13 protein-coding genes are annotated in these 18,188 nt (G+C 62.0%); 7 read left to right on the top strand and 6 right to left on the bottom strand.

Annotated elements, in window-relative coordinates:
• The first annotated feature begins 1 nt into the window (after position 1).
• Both B7449_RS05645 and B7449_RS05640 read left to right on the top strand, forming a co-directional pair.
• On the top strand, positions 2-1,522 hold the full coding sequence (locus tag B7449_RS05645; RefSeq protein WP_235721167.1) for an efflux transporter outer membrane subunit: 1,521 nt from the start codon (positions 2-4) through the stop codon (positions 1,520-1,522).
• Between the two features lie 129 nt (positions 1,523-1,651).
• Entirely contained in the window at positions 1,652-3,217 is a 1,566-nt protein-coding gene (locus B7449_RS05640; RefSeq protein WP_039735740.1) for a glucoamylase family protein, read from the top strand.
• Positions 3,218-3,288: 71 nt separating this feature from the next.
• Here B7449_RS05640 and B7449_RS05635 read toward each other — a convergent pair whose 3' ends face one another.
• From B7449_RS05635 to ahpC, 3 genes are all read right to left on the bottom strand, one after another.
• Positions 3,289-4,680 (bottom strand): NAD-dependent succinate-semialdehyde dehydrogenase, encoded by a 1,392-nt coding sequence (locus tag B7449_RS05635; RefSeq protein ID WP_039735739.1) that lies wholly within the window; start codon positions 4,678-4,680, stop codon positions 3,289-3,291.
• Between the two features lie 217 nt (positions 4,681-4,897).
• Positions 4,898-6,481: an alkyl hydroperoxide reductase subunit F gene (gene ahpF, locus B7449_RS05630; protein ID WP_039735738.1), complete on the bottom strand. Its 1,584-nt coding sequence runs from the start codon at positions 6,479-6,481 to the stop codon at positions 4,898-4,900.
• A gap of 76 nt (positions 6,482-6,557) precedes the next feature.
• Positions 6,558-7,121, bottom strand: coding sequence for an alkyl hydroperoxide reductase subunit C (ahpC, locus tag B7449_RS05625; protein ID WP_010513351.1), 564 nt, complete (start codon positions 7,119-7,121; stop codon positions 6,558-6,560).
• A gap of 144 nt (positions 7,122-7,265) precedes the next feature.
• On the opposite strand from ahpC, the gene B7449_RS05620 reads away from it, so the two are divergent.
• A complete protein-coding gene (locus tag B7449_RS05620) occupies positions 7,266-8,219 on the top strand; it encodes a hydrogen peroxide-inducible genes activator (RefSeq protein WP_039735736.1) in 954 nt (317 codons plus the stop codon).
• Between the two features lie 436 nt (positions 8,220-8,655).
• On the top strand, positions 8,656-8,847 hold the full coding sequence (locus tag B7449_RS05615) for a hypothetical protein (protein WP_039735735.1): 192 nt from the start codon (positions 8,656-8,658) through the stop codon (positions 8,845-8,847).
• 20 nt (positions 8,848-8,867) lie between these two features.
• Here the strand turns inward: B7449_RS05615 and B7449_RS05610 are convergent, their stop codons facing one another.
• Together B7449_RS05610 and B7449_RS05605 are read right to left on the bottom strand one after the other, a co-directional pair.
• Positions 8,868-10,208, bottom strand: coding sequence for a hemolysin family protein (locus tag B7449_RS05610; RefSeq protein ID WP_235721165.1), 1,341 nt, complete (start codon positions 10,206-10,208; stop codon positions 8,868-8,870).
• Between the two features lie 284 nt (positions 10,209-10,492).
• Positions 10,493-11,539 carry an aldo/keto reductase gene (locus tag B7449_RS05605; protein WP_039735733.1) on the bottom strand — a complete coding sequence of 349 codons (1,047 nt, stop codon included), beginning with the start codon at positions 11,537-11,539 and terminating at the stop codon, positions 10,493-10,495.
• A gap of 260 nt (positions 11,540-11,799) precedes the next feature.
• On the opposite strand from B7449_RS05605, the gene B7449_RS05600 reads away from it, so the two are divergent.
• From B7449_RS05600 to B7449_RS05590, 3 genes are all read left to right on the top strand, one after another.
• Positions 11,800-12,951 carry an acyl-CoA dehydrogenase family protein gene (locus B7449_RS05600; RefSeq protein ID WP_039733525.1) on the top strand — a complete coding sequence of 384 codons (1,152 nt, stop codon included), beginning with the start codon at positions 11,800-11,802 and terminating at the stop codon, positions 12,949-12,951.
• Positions 12,952-13,441: 490 nt separating this feature from the next.
• Positions 13,442-14,824, top strand: a complete 1,383-nt coding sequence (locus tag B7449_RS05595) for an Nramp family divalent metal transporter (protein ID WP_048883463.1) — start codon at positions 13,442-13,444, stop codon at positions 14,822-14,824.
• Positions 14,825-15,054: 230 nt separating this feature from the next.
• A complete protein-coding gene (locus B7449_RS05590; RefSeq protein ID WP_052279987.1) occupies positions 15,055-15,693 on the top strand; it encodes a hypothetical protein in 639 nt (212 codons plus the stop codon).
• A gap of 17 nt (positions 15,694-15,710) precedes the next feature.
• On the opposite strand, the gene B7449_RS05585 is transcribed toward B7449_RS05590, so the two are convergent.
• Positions 15,711-18,068, bottom strand: a complete 2,358-nt coding sequence (locus B7449_RS05585) for a mechanosensitive ion channel family protein (protein ID WP_082084782.1) — start codon at positions 18,066-18,068, stop codon at positions 15,711-15,713.
• Positions 18,069-18,188 lie beyond the last annotated feature (120 nt).

The following is an 18,188-nucleotide window of genomic DNA, read 5'->3' as shown; positions in this document are numbered from 1 at the left end:
CATGACCCTTTTCCCCTCCCGTCGTCATGCACGCGCATGCCGCACCGTTACCGGTATCACCCTGGCCACGACGCTTGCGGCATGTTCCGTGGGCCCTGATTACAAGGGGCCGCCGCACGTCGCCCCCGTGGCCGAACATGCGGCAGGATTCCACCGCGCAGACCCCGCGCTGACCACGGCGCAGGCACCCCTGTCGCACTGGTGGGACGGACTGAACGATCCGGTGCTGACCGACCTTGTCACCACCGCGCTGCACAACAGCCCCGACATGAAGCAGGCGGCGGCCCGGCTGCATACCGCGCGCGCAACCCAGCGTGAACGCTTCGCCGGGTTCTTCCCCGGCGGTGGCATGGCCGCGTTCTGGGACCGCACGCGCCTGCCCACGGGGGACATTACCTCGGTCCTTGGCGGCAGCGGACAGCCGGAGGCCATGTCGCTGCCGCCTGCCATCAAGTCGGATTCCTATGGCGCGGGATTTGACGCCAGCTGGGAAATCGACCCCTTTGGCGGCAACCGGCGCGGATACGAAGGCGCCCGTGCGCAAAGCGAGGCCCAGATGGCGCAGCTGGCCGATACCCGTGTCCGGCTGGCGGCAGATGTGGGCCGCAATTACGTCAGCCTGCGTGATGTGCAGCGCAGGCTCCAGCTTATGCAGCGTTCCGTCGAAATCGAGCAGACCATGCTGGACCTGACCCGCCAGCGCCGGGCACAGGGCACGGCATCGCAGGAAGATGTGGAACGCTTCGCGGGGCAGCTGTTACAGATTCAGGGCGCCATTGCCCCCATGAAGGCCCAGCAGGCGGGATACATGGACGCGCTGGCCACCCTGACCGGACGCGAGCCGGGGCAGCTTGACGCGCAGTTATCCACGCCCGCCCCGGTTCCCCTGCCGCCTGCCGTGGTGCCCGTTGGCAACCCCGCCGACCTGCTGCGCAGGCGTCCCGACATCCGCGTGGCCGAACGCGACATTGCCGCGAACAATGCCCAGATCGGGCAGGCCATCGGGCAGTATTTCCCCAAGATCAGCCTGTTCGGCACGGTCGGCTTCACCGCCGCCAACGGGCAGCGTTTCTTCTCGGGCGACAGTTTTTCCTACATGGGCGGCCCCACGCTGGAATGGAGCATCCTGAACTTTGCCCGCACCAATTCGCGCGTGGGCGAAGCAAAGGGCGGGCGTGATGCCGCCCTTGCCCATTATCAGGGTGTCGTCCTGTCCGCGCTGCAGGATGCCGAAGGCGCGCTGTCCCGCTTTGGCCACCAGCGGGAATACGTGCTGAAACTGCAGGAAGCGCGCGGGGCGTCCGACCGGTCATGGACACTGGCGCAGCAGCGCCAGCGCGCGGGCACCCTGTCGGTCATTGACGCGCTGGATGTGGAACGCCAGCGCGTCCAGATCGAACAGCAGCAGGCACAGGCGCAGGCCAGCATGACCAATGACTACATTGCCGTGCAGAAGGCGCTTGGGCTGGGGTGGGAATCCGCCACACCGTCGCCTGAGCCGCTCCGCACGGCGGGACGTTAAAACCTCCCTGCCCGCTTCGTCAGTTACATTTCGTAATGAAACTTCTGCCCCCGGATGCCTGCCGGGATATTGCCACGGCCCGGATCTGAATTCATAAAAGCCGAACGGCAACGGGCGGGAGACCGGGTTTTGCATTCTCGACCAAGGGGACGGCACGCGCGTGTCATCCTGTCAGCCCTGATTATTGCCTCATCCTCCCCCATCCTGTCCGCACGCGCGGCTGATGGCGTAACGGCCAGCGCGGCGGCGGCGCCATCCGTTCCCCATGCCGCCGCCAGCACTGCGGATACCGCGCTCATGAACGATCTGGAACGGCGGACGTTCCGCTGGTTCTGGGATGCGGGCGACCCGAAGACCGGGCTGGTGCCAGACCGGTACCCATCCCCCCAGACACTGAGCAGCGTGGCCTCCATCGGGTTCGGTCTGACGGCCTATGGCATCGGGGCCAGCCGGGGCTACGTCACCCGCGCGCAGGCCGCGACACGGACACTTGCCACCCTGCATTATCTTATGGATGGTCCCCAGAACGACACGGCGGACGGGGCGATGGGGTATCAGGGGTTTTACTATCACTTCCTGAACAAAGGCACGGGACTGCGGTTCAGCCATGATATCGAACTGTCCAGCATCGATACGGCACTGCTGATGCAGGGCGTGCTGTTTTCACAGTCCTTTTTTGATCGCGATATACCGCAGGAAGCCGAGATCCGCACCCTGGCGGACCAGCTGTACAAACGCGTCAACTGGCAGTGGATGACCCGCCCCGACAACCGGCTGAGCATGGGATGGAGTCCCGAACACGGCTTCATTCCCAGCTACTGGGAAGGGTACAGCGAGGGGATGATGGCCTATATCCTTGGCCTGGGTTCACCCACCCATGCGCTTGCGCCTACGTCGTGGCAGGCGTGGCTGGCCACGAACAACCAGCGCTGGGGGGATTATTACGGACAGACTTTCCTGAATTTCGCGCCCCTGTTCGGCCACCAGTACACCCATGCATGGATCGATTTCCGTGGCGTGCGGGATGCATGGGCGCGTGAAAAGCAGATCGACTATTTTGAAAACAGCCGCCGCGCCGTCTATGCCCAGCGGGCCTATGCCATTGCCAACCCCGGTAAATGGCATGATTACAGTGCCACGATGTGGGGCCTGACCGCGTGTGACGGTCCCGGTGATGTCACCCGGCAGATTGACGGGCAGTCGCGGCACTTCCTGTCCTATTCCGCCCGTGGCACGGGCCGTGACTACACGCAGGATGATGGCACCGTTGCCCCTACCGCCGCTGCCGGGTCCATCGCATTTGCGCCGGAAATCGTGCTGCCGACATTGCGCAACATGAAAAACAGGTACGGGCAGAGTATTTACGGCCAGTACGGTTTCGTTGATGCGTTCAACCCCAGTTTCCGCAACGGGCAGACCTTCTGGACCGACAGGGAATATCTGGGCATCGATCAGGGGCCGATCCTGCTCATGATTGAAAACTGGCGCAGCGGGCTGGTATGGAACGTGATGAAGCGCAACCCCTATATCCGCGCGGGACTGGAACGTGCCGGGTTTGAAGGGGGATGGCTGCCCGCCACGGCTACCGCCACCACGCCCGACACCCGGACGTCGCAGCTTGCGCCAGCCTCCCCCACCGCGGCACCGGCGCCTGACGCCGCGCGGGGACCAGCCGCCCCGGCCAACCCGTCGTAACGGGCTGAACGGGAGGGGTGGAGCATCATCCAGTCATGGACGGGCAATACAGCGCACCGCACAAACGTCCTTTACGGACCGGCATCAATCGGCACGACGTCAATCAGCTTCTTGTTGACGAATTCCTGTATGCCCATGGAAGACAGTTCCCGACCGAAGCCCGAGCGCTTGACACCACCGAACGGCAGGTCTGACGTGGTCCATGTGGGATGGTTGACATAGACCATGCCTGTTTCGATCTGTTCCGCCACCCGGATGCCGCGTGCCGGATCGGACGTAAAGACCGAGCCACCCAGCCCGTACGGGTTGTCATTGGCAAGGGCGATGGCCTCCGCCTCGTCACGGACACGGAAGAACATGGCCACCGGCCCGAACAGTTCCTGATGGAACACCGGGTTGTCGGGGGTAATATCGGTCAGGATACCGGTCTGCACGAACGCGCCCTGGTTGGGGGGCGTGGGGCCAACACGCATGAGTTTCGCGCCATTCTTTACCGCCAGTTCCACCTGTTCATTCAGCTGGTCGGCAGCACCCTGCGATGACAGGGGCGGAACCCCGCTTTTTTCATCCATCGGGTCACCGGGCACCAGCTTCCCCAGTTCGGTTGCAAAGCGATCGAGGAAGGCATCAGCAATCGGCTCGGCTACGATAATGCGCTTGGCTGCGACACAGCACTGCCCCCCATTGTTCATGCGCCCCCAGACCGCCCATTTCACGGATTTTTCAAGGTCCGCATCTTCCAGCACGATAAACGCGTCGCTACCGCCCAGTTCCATGGTGGTCTTTTTCAGCGCCTTGCCGGCCTGTGACGCGACAATGGCCCCTGCCCCCTCGCTGCCGGTCAGGGCGACACCAATCACACGGTCATCGGCAATGATGCGCCCCGTCTGGTCACGGGTGGCATACAGGTTGGTGTACAGCCCTTCCGGCGCGCCGGCATCACGGAACAGCTGTTCAAAGGCGGCAGCCGCCTGCGGCACGTTGGATGCATGCTTCACCATCACCACGTTACCCGCCATGAACTGCGGCCCCACCACGCGGGCAAGCTGGTAGTAGGGAAAATTCCATGGCTCGATGGCGAACAGGATGCCCAGCGGCTGGCTGACAACCATGGCCAGATCCCCACGTCCGCTTTTTTCCGTCAGTTTCTGCGGTGCAAGGAATGTTTCGGCATTATCGGCATAATATTGCAGGATATCGGCGGACAGTTCGACTTCCGCCAGACTTTCGCGGTACAGCTTGCCCATTTCCAGCGTCAGCAGGCGGGCATACCTGTCTTTGTGTTCGCGCAGCAGGTCGGCGGCCTTGCCCACAATCGCCGCACGCCGGGCAAAGGGCAGTTTCGACCAGTCCCTGTAGGTCGCATGGGCGCGGTCCAGCTTCTGCGCCAGTTCCGCATCCGTCAGATCGGGAAATGTTGCAATGGTTTCGTTGGTAAACGGATTGACTGTCTTGTACGCCATTGGCCTGTCTCCGTCGGGATCATGAGGCAACAGGCGTGGTTCATGCGGCCGCGTGGCACCTGTCGGCCAACGCCACCTTCATGTCGCCTGCCCCTGCGAAACGGCCCGAAGGCAGACGGGTTGCGTGGCATTCGCACGTAAGAAAAATGCCGCCTTTTGAAAAAGGCGGCATTTGGAACGCTTCATGATGGTCCTGTCGGGACAGATGGATCGATGATCAGGCCATGACCAGATTTTCCCGCGCGGGCGCAGGCACGCGGATCAGGTAGTCAAAGGCGGACAGCGCGGCCGTCGCCCCTTCGCCCACGGCAATGACAATCTGCTTGTAGGGCGTGGTTGTCGCATCACCCGCAGCGAACACACCGGGGATTGATGTGGCGCAGTGGTCATTCACGATGATTTCACCAAAGTCATTCAGATCAAGCGTCCCCTTCAGCCAGCCGGTATTGGGCAGCAGGCCGATCTGTACGAACACCCCTTCCAGGTCGATGTGGTGGTCCGCGCCATCGCCACCACGATAGGTCAGGCCCGTCACGTTACGCCCATTCCCCTCGATCCGGGTGGTCAGGGCTTCGGTCAGGACCGTGACATTGGGCAGGGTATGCAGCTTGTCCTGCAGCACCTTGTCCGCCTTCAGGTGCGACCCGCGCTGCAGCAGCGTCACGTGGGCCACGATACCCGCAAGGTCGATTGCCGCTTCCACCCCGCTATTGCCGCCACCGGCCACGGCCACGCGCTTGCCCTTGTAGAACGGGCCATCGCAATGCGGGCAGTAGGCCACGCCCTTATTGCGGTATTCTTCCTCACCCGGCACGCCCAGATGCCGCCAGTGCGCGCCCGTCGCCAGTATGACCGTGCGCGAATGCAGCACCGCGCCATTTTCCAGCACCACGCCATGCAGGCCGCCGGGCTGGGGGGCGGGAAACAGTTCCTTTGCACGCTGGCCGGGAATGATCTCCACATCGTACTGCCGGACGTGGGCCTCGAGTGCCGCAGCCAGTTTCGGGCCATCGGTTTCGGGGATCGAGATGAAGTTCTCGATGCCTGCGGTATCCATGACCTGCCCGCCAAAACGGTCGCCCACCAGCCCGGTACGCAGTCCCTTGCGCGCGGCATAGACCGCAGCCGACGCCCCGGCGGGCCCTTCCCCGATGATCAGGACATCAAACGGCGCGATGTCCTTCAGCTTTTCGGCGGCCTGCCGGGGTGCGTCGGCATCCAGCAGGGCCAGTATCTGCTCGATTTCCATGCGCCCCGTCTCGAACAGCCTGCCATTCAGGTACACCTGCGGCACGGACATGATGTTGCGCGCGGCGACTTCATCAGGGAACAGCGCCCCGTCAATCGTGACGTTGTGGATGTTGGGGTTCAGCACGCACATGGCGTTGAGCGCCTGTACCACATCGGGGCAGTTCTGGCATGACAGGGCAACGTAGGTTTCGAAACTGTACTGTCCCGGCAGGGCGCGGATTCGGGCCGCCACATCATCGGGGATTTTTGGCGCGTGACCGCCAACCTGCAGCATGGCCAGCACGAAGGACGTGAATTCATGCCCCATGGGAATGGCGGCGAACGTGACCTGCGTTTTCGTGCCATCGCGGCGGATGACAAAGCTGGGCCGCCGGGTGGCCTGACCCGCCTCGGACACCTGCACCTTGTCCGAAAGGGCGGCGACCTCGTGCAGGAGTTCGTGCATCTCGCGCGATGCAGGGGTTTCATCCAGGCTGGCCTCCAGCACGATCGGGTGCGCAAGGCTGGCCAGATAACCCTTGAGCTGCGTCTTGATGGGATCTTGCAACATGGGAATGGGCTCCGCTCTTTGGGAAAAGGTGGCATGGCTGGCCCGGCCCCGAAGGGCCGGACCATGACCATGGACGTCAGATCTTGCCGACGAGGTCCAGCGACGGGGTCAGCGTCTTGCCGCCTTCCTTCCACTTCGCGGGGCAGACTTCGCCGGGGTGGGAGGCGACGTACTGCGCGGCCTCGATCTTGGCGAGCAGTTCGGCCGCGCTACGGCCAACGCTGCCGGCGGTGATTTCGATGTACTGGATCTTGCCTTCCGGATCGATCAGGAAGGTGCCGCGGTCGGCCACGCCAGCTTCCTCGATATACACATCAAAATTACGTGCGATGTGCGCGGTCGGGTCACCCAGCATGACGTATTTGATCTTGCTGATGGCCGGCGACGTGTCGTGCCATGCCTTGTGGGTGAAATGCTTGTCGGTCGAAACCGAGTAGATTTCCACGCCGAGCTTCTGGAACGCTTCGTAATTGTCAGCCAGATCTTCAAGTTCCGTCGGGCAGACAAAGGTGAAATCCGCCGGATAGAAGAAGAATACGGACCATTTACCCTTCACATCGGCATCGGTCACCTTGATGAACTTTCCGTTGTGGAAAGCGTCTGTCTCAAACGGCTTCAGAGATGAATTAATGCGTGCCATGCGGAATGCTCCTTACTTTGGCTTGTCAGGTGTTGACGGGCCATTTGTCCCACAAACACGAAATGGGGAGAAACCGTTTCTGTCAATGGGTGTGATCGGAAAAACCTTTTTACAAACACACCGAAATCGGTCCTATCTATAGACATGAGCTATATTCCCCTTTCCGGCCTGTCGCTGCGCGACATCGAATATGTGGTGGCGGTGGATGACCTGCGCAACTTCTCCCGCGCGGCCGAACGCTGCGGCGTCAGCCAGGGCGGCCTGTCGGAACAGGTGCGCAAGCTGGAATCCCTGCTGGGCGTTGTGCTGTTTGAACGCTCCCGCCGTCATGTAACCGTAACCCCTGATGGCGCGCGCCTGATTGCGATGGGGCGCGACGTGCTGGCCGCCGCCCGCGCCATGATCGAGGCCGCGCGCGTGCGCACTGGCCCGCTGGAAGGGCTGGTGCGCATGGGGGTCATTGCAACGCTTGGCCCCTATTACGTGCCCGACCTGCTGCCGCTGCTGCGCCGTGCCTATCCGCAACTGAAGCTGCAGCTGACCGACAGCCTGACGGATACAATGCTGCGCATGCTGCGGCATGATGAACTGGATGTGGTGTTCGCGGCCCTGCCGGTGGGCGGCGACGGATTCGAATGTGCGCCCCTGTTCCGCGAACCTTTTCTTGCCGCCTTTCCCGCCGGTCACCCGCTGGCGCACCGCAGGACGCTGGCGATGCCCGACCTGCGGGGACCGGACCTGCTGCTGCTGGAAGACGGGCACTGCCTGCGTGACCAGGCGCTGACGCTGTGTGGCATGCCGCCCCAGCGTGACCAGCCGCGTCTGGCCACCAGCCTGGAAATGCTGTGGCACATGATTGGCGCGGGCGAGGGATATTCCCTCATCCCCCGTCTCGCCCTGCGCCACCGGGCCGCATGGGAGGGGCTGATCACCGTGACCGCGCTTCCGTCAGCCTACCGCACGATCGGGCTTGTCTGGCGCACATCCGACCCGCGTGGTCCGGCGTTCAATGAATTCGCCCGCTTCCTGCGTGACAACCCGCCAGAAGGCTGCACGCCGGTCGATACCGTATCATCCGCTCCCGCCCCGCGCGACTGAACCTTGCGCCACGTAAGGGCGCTTTTTCAGGGCCATGCAGCGTCATCGCATGCCCCCGGCCAGGGGATGGCGGACACGACGCAGGCATATCCGTCCCGATCCTGACTGGCGGGCCGGGCATGGAACCGGGCCGGTATGCCCCTCCCGCACACCCTGGCAGGAGGGCTGCACATGCGGACCGAACTGGCCGCCTGCGGCACAACGCATGGTCCTGTACCGTGATGTCATCGACTTGTCTTGAATCCCTTGCCCAGTGCCTGCTTGACCTTGCGCAGACGGATCGCGCCAGCTTCCAGCCCCCATTCTGTGGAGAGTCCGCGCCATGCATGCCCGGATCGTCCGGAAACGCAGTCGTCGGGCGGAATGACGGTCAGGTGTCGTTCCGCCCAAACCTTCGCGCCGCCGTGACGTTGTCATGCGATTACAGGAGGCACACATGACACGTATCACACAATTGCTCTGCGCCCTGGCCATCGGCCTGTCCGTTGCGGCCTGCCATGATGGCGGCCGCTATCACCACCATCACCGTGGCCCGCATGATGACGGCTATGGCCGCGGGGGATATGGCACCGGATATGGTGGTCCGGGACGGGGGCCCTATATGGGCGGCGGCATGCGCGGGCCGTAATCGCGCGGCCCGTGGCGTGGTTACGCCCCGTTCAGCCGGGTGACCAGAAGCTGGTTGATGCGGAAGCCCTCCACATCAACCACTTCAAACCGGAAGCCAAGCGTATCCACGCGGTCAGCCTTGCGCGCCATGCGGCGCAGGCGGTGCATGACAAAGCCGCCGATGGTATCAAAGGGGCCGCCTTCATCCAGATCAGCGGCCTCCAGTTCGCGTCGCACGTCACCGATGGAGGCCGCGCCGTCAATCAGCCATGAATTGGCGTCGCGGCGCACGATCAGCTGTTCCTCGAACGGGTTGGCCAGTCCGCCCATCAGCGCGCCCATGATGTCCTTGAAGGTAATCAGCCCCACGACCAGCCCGTATTCATTCACGACCAGCGCAAACCCCACGCCATGCGTGTCAAACTGCGCCAGCGTATCCCACAGGTTGATCGTCTCGGGTACGGACAGGACATCCCGTCGCACCCGGAAAATCGCATTGCCGCTGGATAGTGCGCCCTGTGGCCCCGGCGGGGGGGCTTCCGCCGGGTCCCGGTCCACCACGGCCGCCAGAACGTCCTCGGCGCGGATGGAACCAACGACATTATCCAGCCCGCCATTGCACAGGGGATAGCGTGAATAGGGCTTGGCCCGGACCTTGGTTTTCTGTTCCTCGATGGTTTCCTGAAGGTCGAGAAAAACGATTTCATCACGCGGGGTCATGGCGGATGTGATCGAACGGTCCTGCAGGCCCAGTACGTTCTGGATCATCTGGTGTTCCTGTTCCAGCAGGACACCAGACGCCGTGCCTGCGGCAAGGATGGCGCGCAGGTCCTCTGGCGTGACAGGTTCAACCGCCGAGGCTGCCGGAATCTTCAGCGCCCGCAGGATGGCGTCGGACAGTTTGGAAAATACCCAGACAATGGGATAGAGCAGCTTCAGCGCCAGCGCCGGGAACCAGCCGACAGCCAGCGCAATCTTGTCCGGCGCGTTCATGGCCACGCGTTTTGGCAGCAGGTCGGCAAACAGCACGAACAGGCCCGTCACCAGCACGAAACCGAACAGGGTGGCCAGCGTTTCCGCCGTGGAACGGGGCAGCCCCCACCCCATCAGCCCATGGGTCAGGGAGGGCGCGATCATTTCCGAACTGATCATGCCGCCCAGCACGCCCACGCCGTTGAGGCATATCTGCAGGACCGTCATGACCTGCCCGCTGTTGCGCCGCAGCTTCAGGAACGCGGTGGCGCGTTCATCACCCGCCTCGGCGCGGGAACGCAGCCGCGCATCACGCGCCGCGGCAAATGATATTTCGGAAAGTGAAATGAAAATATTCAGCGCGACCAGAAGAACAAGCGCAATCAGGCCAGAAAAAAACAAAATCACCGGAACACCCATGAAATGACCGGCGGACAATATAGCATGTCATTTTATAAATCTGTACAGATATGTTCCATCTGACAGGATCACCCTGTCATTTATACTTTGTCCCCGGACATTGATGAAAAAGGCATGATGCCACCACGAAAACGACCGTCATGGCGACACGGATGCGTGGGGTCCATGGACCATTCCGGACCTCGGGGAAGGCCGCCTTTTGTTAAAAAGGCGGCCCCGGGAACCGTTTTCATGTCCCCGTTATCCTGAAACCGCGCACGACCGGGACATGGTCAGGGCGCGGGGTTGGAATGGACCTGATGGATCGCATTGATCCTGTCTTCAAGTTCGGGGGTAATGGTCACGTTGTCCGCCCCCACAATGGTCGCAAGCTGCGCCACGCTGGTCGCGCCGATAATGTTGGATGTCACGAATGGCCGCGATGTGACAAAGGCGATGGCAAGCTGGACGGGGTCGATGCCATGTTCGCGCGCCAGCGCGACATAGGCGCGGATGGCGTCATCCACCCCCGGTTTTTCATATCGCTGCCCGCGATTGAACAGGGTCGTGCGCGCATCGGCGGGCCGGGCGCCATCAAGGTATTTCCCGGTCAGGTAGCCCTGCGCCAGCGGGGAATAGGCCAGCAGGCCCACGCCCTCGCGCAGCGACATTTCCGCCAGCCCGATTTCAAACGTGCGGTTCAGCAAGTTATAGGCGTTCTGGATGGACACGACGCGCGGCGCGCCGTTACGGGCTTCGGCCAGATATTGCGACAGGCCCCATGCGGTTTCGTTCGACAGGCCGACATGGCGGATCTTGCCTTCCTTCACCAGATCGGCCAGCGCGCCCAGTGTTTCGGCAATCGGTACCTCATCCGCATCGGCCGGCGTGGTGAACGTGTTGCCCCCTGCCCCGAACAGGCCGATTTTCCGGTCAGGCCAGTGCAGTTGGTAAAGGTCGATGTAATCCGTGCCCAGCCGCTGCAGCGACCCGTCCAGCGCGTAGCGGATCTGTTGCGGCGTCAGGCGCGTTTCCTCCCCGCCAGGACGAAACCATGGCATGGTCCCGCGTCCGACCACCTTGCTGGCAATGATCAGGCGCTCACGTCCTCCGCGCGCCCTGAGCCAGCTTCCGACAATACGCTCCGTCGCGCCATGGGTCTCGGCACGCGGGGGAATGGAATAGAGTTCGGCCGTATCAATGAAATTGATGCCGTGCGCCACGGCCATATCAAGCTGGGCATGCCCCTCGGCTTCCGTGTTCTGCTGGCCAAAGGTCATCGTGCCAAGACAGATTTCACTGACCCTGATACCGGTACACCCGAGTTCACGTTGCTTCATGTCAAAAACCTGCGGTCTGGAAAAAGGGGGGCGGCGCGTGCATGACCCGCACCGCCGCATGACGGGCCGCCATACTTGCAACCCCGCCCGTATGGCGCAACCGCGCGGACGCGCTTTCCTGTCCAAATGCCAGATGACCGCCGGGCTGTCTGGCCGGGGCGGATCACGATGGACGACATGCCTTGCGCCTGCCGTTTCATGATGATGAAGTCCACATACCCCGATCCGCCATGGATAACTGCTGCAAGGACATCTGAACTATGGGTTCACCCATTTCCCCGCCCCCCGCCGTGACACAGCAGGCGCTGGATGCGCTGGCGGCACGTTTCGCCCCCCGCGCGGGCGCGTATGACCGGTCTGGCGACATTGCCATGGACAACCTTGCTGACTGTCGCGCCGCGGGCCTGTATGGCCTGACCATAGCACGCGCGGACGGCGGACAGGGCGGCGGGATCAGGCAGATCGTGGAAGTGACGGGCACACTGGCCACGGGCGATCCGTCCACGGCGCTGATACTGGCCATGCACTTCCTGCAGCATGCCCTGATCGCACGCGCCACCGGCTGGCCCGAAACCACGCGGCGGCGGGTCATTGAAACCGCCCTGCATGATGGTGCGCTTATCAATGCCTTACGGGTCGAGCCTGATCTTGGCACCCCGTCGCGCGGCGGCCTGCCTGCCACGCGCATTTCGCAGGCTTCAGGCAGGCCCGTGCTGAACGGGCGGAAAATCTATTCCACCGGGTCAACCGCGCTCCGCTGGGGAATGGTATGGGTTGCGACAGATGAGGCGCAGCCACGGGTCGGGCAGGTGCTGGTTGACCTGCATGCGCCGGGCATACGCATTGAACGAAGCTGGCACCAGATGGGCATGCGCGCCACAGGCAGCCACACCTTCATATTTGAAAATGTCGAACTGCCCGGAACGGCGCTGGTTGACCTGCGGGCGCCAGACCAGTGGCACAGTAATGATGGCACGCTGGTTGTCGGCCACGCGCTGGCCATTGCGGCCCTGTATGATGGCGTTGCCCGCGCCGCCCGCGACTGGCTGATCTCCTTCCTGCATGCCCGCGTGCCGACCGCACTGGGCCGGCCGCTGGCAACATTGCCACGGTTCCATACCCTGCTGGGACAGATTGACGCGCTGCTGATGACCAACCGCAGCATACTGGCTGGTGCGCTCAGCAGGACCGAAAGCGGGGATTATCCCGGTACGGAAGCCAATCTGGCCAAATACGTCATAACGGAAAACGCCATCAGGGCCGTGGAACTGGGGGTTGCGGCGATTGGTAATCCGGCACTCAGTCAGGACAATCCGCTGGAACGTCATTTTCGCAATGTACTGTGCGCACGTATCCATACGCCACAGGCGGATGTCGCGCTGGCAGCGGCTGGCAAGGCAGCCCTGGCGTAAACAGGGACAGCGACTACGCGCCTTTCCACCGGAAAGGACGCGTGCTGCGCCCCTGATCCGCGCCATTGATAGTGCCGTATCAGGGATATCCGGCCAGAATATCCCCATTCCAACAGCATTGCGTGCGATATTTACGTTGGATATGGCGTAAGGCACCGACGCCTGCGGGATACCTTCCCCCTTTCCTGACAGGACCGAAGCTTTTGAAAAAAAGCTTCACCAAAAACTTCTGGCGTATCGTCGGCAGGTTTATGGAACCGTCTGTTTTATGCGGCACACATGAAACACAACCTGTTGTTTGGTAATTCATATTATTTAATGGAAATACAAAATATTTTCAGTTCTATTTTATAAATTAAATATAGTTTTCAGAAATTCCCATATTTTTCTTCAATACCCCCGCAAGCACCCAGCCATGGTAAAGGCTGATAAAATTTCCCTGTGCAATGTGATATAGCATATTGCATATTTATGGCGGATACGATTGAGTATGACCATGACGCCACCAACACCCCCGACCTCCCCTTCGTCTTCATCCGCAGGATGGCGTTTTGCCCGGACGGGGGAACCTGACACCAACAGCCTGCCCGAAGCGTTCGCCAGCGTGCGCGTGCCGGATGCCAGCGCATCATGGCTGCGCCGGTTCATGGCGTTCGTGGGGCCGGGATACATGGTGTCCGTCGGGTATATGGACCCCGGCAACTGGGCCACCGACCTGCAGGGCGGCGCGCAGTTCGGTTATACGCTGCTGGCGGTCATCATGCTGTCCAACCTTATGGCGATCGTGCTGCAGTCCCTGTCGGCGCGGCTTGGCATCGCCACCGGCCGCGATCTGGCGCAGGCGTGTCGCGATCATTTCCCGCCGGTCGTGAACATTATCCTTTGGCTGGCCTGTGAACTGGCGATCATTGCCTGCGACCTGGCGGAAGTCATTGGAACGGCTGTGGCGCTGCAACTGCTGTTTGGCATTCCCCTGCTGGCAGGTGCCCTGATTTCCGTTCTGGACGCCTTTCTTGTCCTGTTCCTGATGAACCGTGGCTTCCGGTACCTGGAGGCATTCATTATCGGGCTGCTCAGCATCATTGCCCTGTGCTTCGCCGTGCAGGTTGCGGCCGCCAGTCCGCCCATCGCCGCCCTGCTGAAAGGGTTCCTGCCCTCCACCCGGATCGTGACCAACAGCAAAATGCTGTATATCGCCATTGGCATTATCGGGGCGACGGTCATGCCGCATAACCTGTACCTGCATTCCTCCATCGTGCAGACGCGCGCCTTTCCCCGCACCATACCGGGGCGACGGGACGCCATACGCTGGGCCACATGGGACAGCACGCTTGCGCTTATGCTGGCGCTGTTCATCAATGCTGCGATCCTGATCGTGGCGGCGGCTGCCTTCCATACCACCGGCCATCAGGATGTCGCGGAACTGGAAGATGCGTACCGCCTGCTGTCGCCCGTGCTGGGCATGGGCATTGCCTCTACCCTGTTTGCGGTTGCACTGCTGGCGGCAGGCACCAATTCCACCATTACCGGCACACTGGCGGGCCAGATCATTATGGAGGGGTTCCTGCGGCTGCGCATTCCCCACTGGGCGCGCAGGCTGCTGACACGTGGGCTGGCTATCGTGCCGGTTGTCATTGTCACGGCCATTTATGGCGACAGGGGCGTGGGCGACCTGCTGCTGGCCAGTCAGGTGATCCTGTCCCTGCAGTTACCCTTTGCGGTCATTCCGCTGGTCATGTTTGTATCCGACCGGCAGAAAATGGGGACATTCGTCATCTCCCGGCCCCTTGCCATGGTATCGTGGCTTGTCGCGGCCATTATCGTGGTACTGAACTTCAAACTGCTGTTCGATACGGTTTTTCCATCGTCCTGATCCTGCGGATACAGCATTTCCACCCGTGCCATGGTATTCGCGACCTGCCCCCGGACGGCAGGTGCCGCAGGCAACCTGCCGGGATGCCGAATGATCTGACTGTTACAGTTCCCCGCAGCCGGGGTAGCAAAGGCAGGAGACGTTTTACTGTCATTATTATGGTCATTGTGATTGTTCCTGCCCTGTTGAAACTGTATGGCTGAACAGATACGGGCATCAGGATTCAATCCATGATAAAACTGTCGATCCACACAATAACGACTGTCATGCTGGCCATTGCAGGCACGGTTTCTTCCGCTGTGGCCGCACCCGTTGCCGGGCTGCCTGCCGGCCTTGCGCCGGTCACGCTCCATGACGGCACGAATGTGCTGGCCCTTCCGCCAGGGGTGCTGCCAGGGGACCGGCCGGATATTCCAATGGGGACAAAAATATCCGTCTTTCAGGCATGGCGCGATAATGGCAACGCATGGGGCTATCACGTCTTTCTTGTCACGGCCGTAACACCGGATGGACGACAGAGCGTTATCGGGGCCGATCCCCTGCCCGAAAGCAGGGACCACAGCCTTCATGACCACCTGACCGATACCCCGCACACGGGTGACGACGCCCTTGCCGCGCTATCGTTTGCGACCGCCCGGATTGACAATACGCCTGTATTATTGCTGATCGAGGCCGTGCGTTCCCCTGCCGGGGCGGCGCCAGCGCCCGCGCCGACAACGCTGCACATCTACCGGCTGGTCGCCTCTGACGGCACGCCCGGATGGACCCCGCTTTATTTCAAATCCATCAGCAGCATTCCGCTGAAGGGCCTGTTCGTCAACGCCGGCGTAGCCCTGTCATCGGCAACAGGGCTGACCGCGGGCCCGTAACCCTGCCCCCGGAATACTCACGCCTGTGGCGCGTGCGGTCCAGGCGTGGGCGATACGGCGGCTGTTACCTTCAGGCCATCCGGGTCCGGGCCATTTCCCAGCAGGTTCAGGGAACTGGGAACCGGGAATTTGATGCCTTCATTATTCATGCGCACGGCCAGACGACTGTAGTATTCCCGATAGACCGTCCATTTGGCGCCCGGCATGGTCCGCACCGAACCAAGGAAGCGGGCGCCATTTCCATCCGCCTGCTCGATCCCCAGAAATGAGAACCCGGACATGATAAGGTGCCCGTAGCGCGGGGTCTTGCGCATCAGTTCCAGTTCTTCATGCAGTATGGCGCAAAGCTGTTTCGTGTCCTGGCTGAGGTCGATCATGAAATCAACCACCACCAGGTTATAGTCACGCGACGTATTGGCGATGGACGACACTTCCGAAAACGGGATGATATGCAGGTCACCGTTGACCGAACGCAGCCGCAGGGTACGGATCGACAGATGTTCGACCGTGCCGGACACGCCGCCCGCCGTAACCCAGTCGCCCACCTGAATGGCGTTTTCCACCAGCATGAAGAAGCCGGTGATGAAGTCTTTCACCAGGCTCTGCGCGCCAAAGGCGATGGCGGCACCCATGATCCCCGCACCCGTCAGCAGTGGCGCCACATTGATCCCGATCTGTGACAGCGTGGTAACAGCCACAATGATGATGATCAACGCCAGAAGGACGGTCTTGATAATCGGCAGGACCGTTCTCAGCCGGCTGGCGCGTCCGGTCTGTGATGACTGTTCAAACCGGCTGATCTGTCCCTGCAGGGCCGCATTGGCGGCCTCCCACGTGATGATGGCGACCGTATAGGCGACAAGGATGGACAGCATCGCGCCAATGATCTTCGGCCCCAGCCTGCCGTGGAACAGGAAATGGATGGCGGGCAGCCCCAGTGCCTGCAGGAACAGCGTGGCGGATGCAAAAAACATCAGGAACGACAGGATTTTGCGTGACGTGGGATAATAATAGTTCACCCGCGCCTGCAGGCCGGGATAACGCGCCTCCATCGCGGGGGAGATATGGAACAGCCGGTTCTGCAGGTTATAGATCACGACCGACAGCAGACGTGACACGATCACGACAGTTGTCGTCAGGATGACGGTGCGGATGATCCACGCATACCCGCCCTGGATATGCGTGGCCCAGATCAGCCACAGGGCAAAGTTGAAGAACATGGCCGGCACCCACCACAGATAGACCAGACGCCCGAGGAACATCCAGAAAGGCTGCGTGCGCAACCGTGCGGGTGGCTGCAGCGCCAGTGCGACGTGCCTTCGGACACGCCAGGTAAAAATGGCGACCAGTACATGTTCGATCAGCACGACAGAGCGGATGATGGCCTCCGTCCCCCGCGCGGGCATGTCAAATACCCCGCCCAGCGTGGACAGGCACACCACCACCGATGGCGCGGCGACCAGGAAATTGAGCCAGTGCGTGACCATGAAGGCGGTCTGGTCGCTGGCGCTGCACAGGCGGATGGCGGGCGAATGGGGCACGAACAGCGTTTCCATCAACAGATAGACAACGCGCGCGACCACATAGGCATTGGTCAGCGTAAGCGTGACCAGCATCGCCTGATGCGTTGTGGTCAGCAGGTAGGCGAAACTGGTGCCCAGCGCGAAGAACAGCCCCACCGGCAGCAGCTTGATCAGCAGGTGCATGAGCGAATAGGGCACACGCGCCAGCAGGCGGAGCGTCGCGTGCTGCGCCTGCATGTCGACCTGCCGGGTCTGTGCTTCATCACTGTCCTGCGCCGCAGCAGCGGCCGCCGGGGCTGGCGGCACGGGCGGTCCGGCCGGGGCATCGGGCAGGTTCAGGCGGCGTTCGGTCGCAACCGCCCGTTCGGTCACCTTGAGCAGTGGCTTGCGCAACAGCAGGGAAAAGCCATGTTCCGCCGCCAGCGCCAGCAGCAGGATAAGGGTGGCCCGCCCGACGGCGTCAAACAGGATGACCCGCGATTGCGGATCGGCAAAAATGGTATGGGTCCAGTGCACCACGAACACCAGATCACCAAACAGGGCCACGAAATGCTGGGCCTGCACGATCAGCCGGCCACGCAGGGTTTCCATGTCCTGCACCAGGTCGCTGCCCAGGGTATCAGGTTCAACCGCCAGAGCATCCGCGGCGGCTTTGGGCGCGGGTGCGGCGGCAGGCGCAGCCGGGACAGACGGAAGCCGGGACGCGATGGCGGATAACGTACTGGCGAATTCAGCGCGTTTTTCCGGATCATTCATGACGGCCAGCACCTGCCGGGCCTGGTCACGGGTCATGCCCTGCCCCGTATCGGCATCCGCTTCGGCGGCATGGCCGTGCGCTGGCGTGACAATCATGCACAGGGCAAACAGTCCCGCAACGGCGACCTGCCACAGCGCCAGCAACGAATGCCCCTTGCCACCCCGCTGACAGGTCCTGGTAAAGTGCCGCATCTTTCCCCTTCCATCCCGGCTGCC

Source organism: Komagataeibacter intermedius TF2, assembly GCF_000964425.1.
In the GTDB taxonomy this organism is placed as follows: Bacteria; Pseudomonadota; Alphaproteobacteria; order Acetobacterales; family Acetobacteraceae; genus Komagataeibacter; species Komagataeibacter intermedius.
This window is presented reverse-complemented; position numbering and strand designations above follow the sequence as displayed.

Excerpts from the sequence above, each read along its gene's own strand:
- B7449_RS05645 (WP_235721167.1), top strand. The coding sequence starts at position 2 with ATGACCCTTTTCCCCTCCCGTCGTCATGCACGCGCATGCCGCACCGTT.
- B7449_RS05635 (WP_039735739.1), bottom strand. The coding sequence starts at position 4,680 with ATGGCGTACAAGACAGTCAATCCGTTTACCAACGAAACCATTGCAACA.
- ahpF (WP_039735738.1), bottom strand. The coding sequence starts at position 6,481 with ATGTTGCAAGATCCCATCAAGACGCAGCTCAAGGGTTATCTGGCCAGC.
- ahpC (WP_010513351.1), bottom strand. The coding sequence starts at position 7,121 with ATGGCACGCATTAATTCATCTCTGAAGCCGTTTGAGACAGACGCTTTC.
- B7449_RS05620 (WP_039735736.1), top strand. The coding sequence starts at position 7,266 with ATGAGCTATATTCCCCTTTCCGGCCTGTCGCTGCGCGACATCGAATAT.
- B7449_RS05615 (WP_039735735.1), top strand. The coding sequence starts at position 8,656 with ATGACACGTATCACACAATTGCTCTGCGCCCTGGCCATCGGCCTGTCC.
- B7449_RS05605 (WP_039735733.1), bottom strand. The coding sequence starts at position 11,539 with ATGAAGCAACGTGAACTCGGGTGTACCGGTATCAGGGTCAGTGAAATC.
- B7449_RS05600 (WP_039733525.1), top strand. The coding sequence starts at position 11,800 with ATGGGTTCACCCATTTCCCCGCCCCCCGCCGTGACACAGCAGGCGCTG.
- B7449_RS05595 (WP_048883463.1), top strand. The coding sequence starts at position 13,442 with ATGACCATGACGCCACCAACACCCCCGACCTCCCCTTCGTCTTCATCC.
- B7449_RS05590 (WP_052279987.1), top strand. The coding sequence starts at position 15,055 with ATGATAAAACTGTCGATCCACACAATAACGACTGTCATGCTGGCCATT.
- B7449_RS05585 (WP_082084782.1), bottom strand. The coding sequence starts at position 18,068 with ATGATTGTCACGCCAGCGCACGGCCATGCCGCCGAAGCGGATGCCGAT.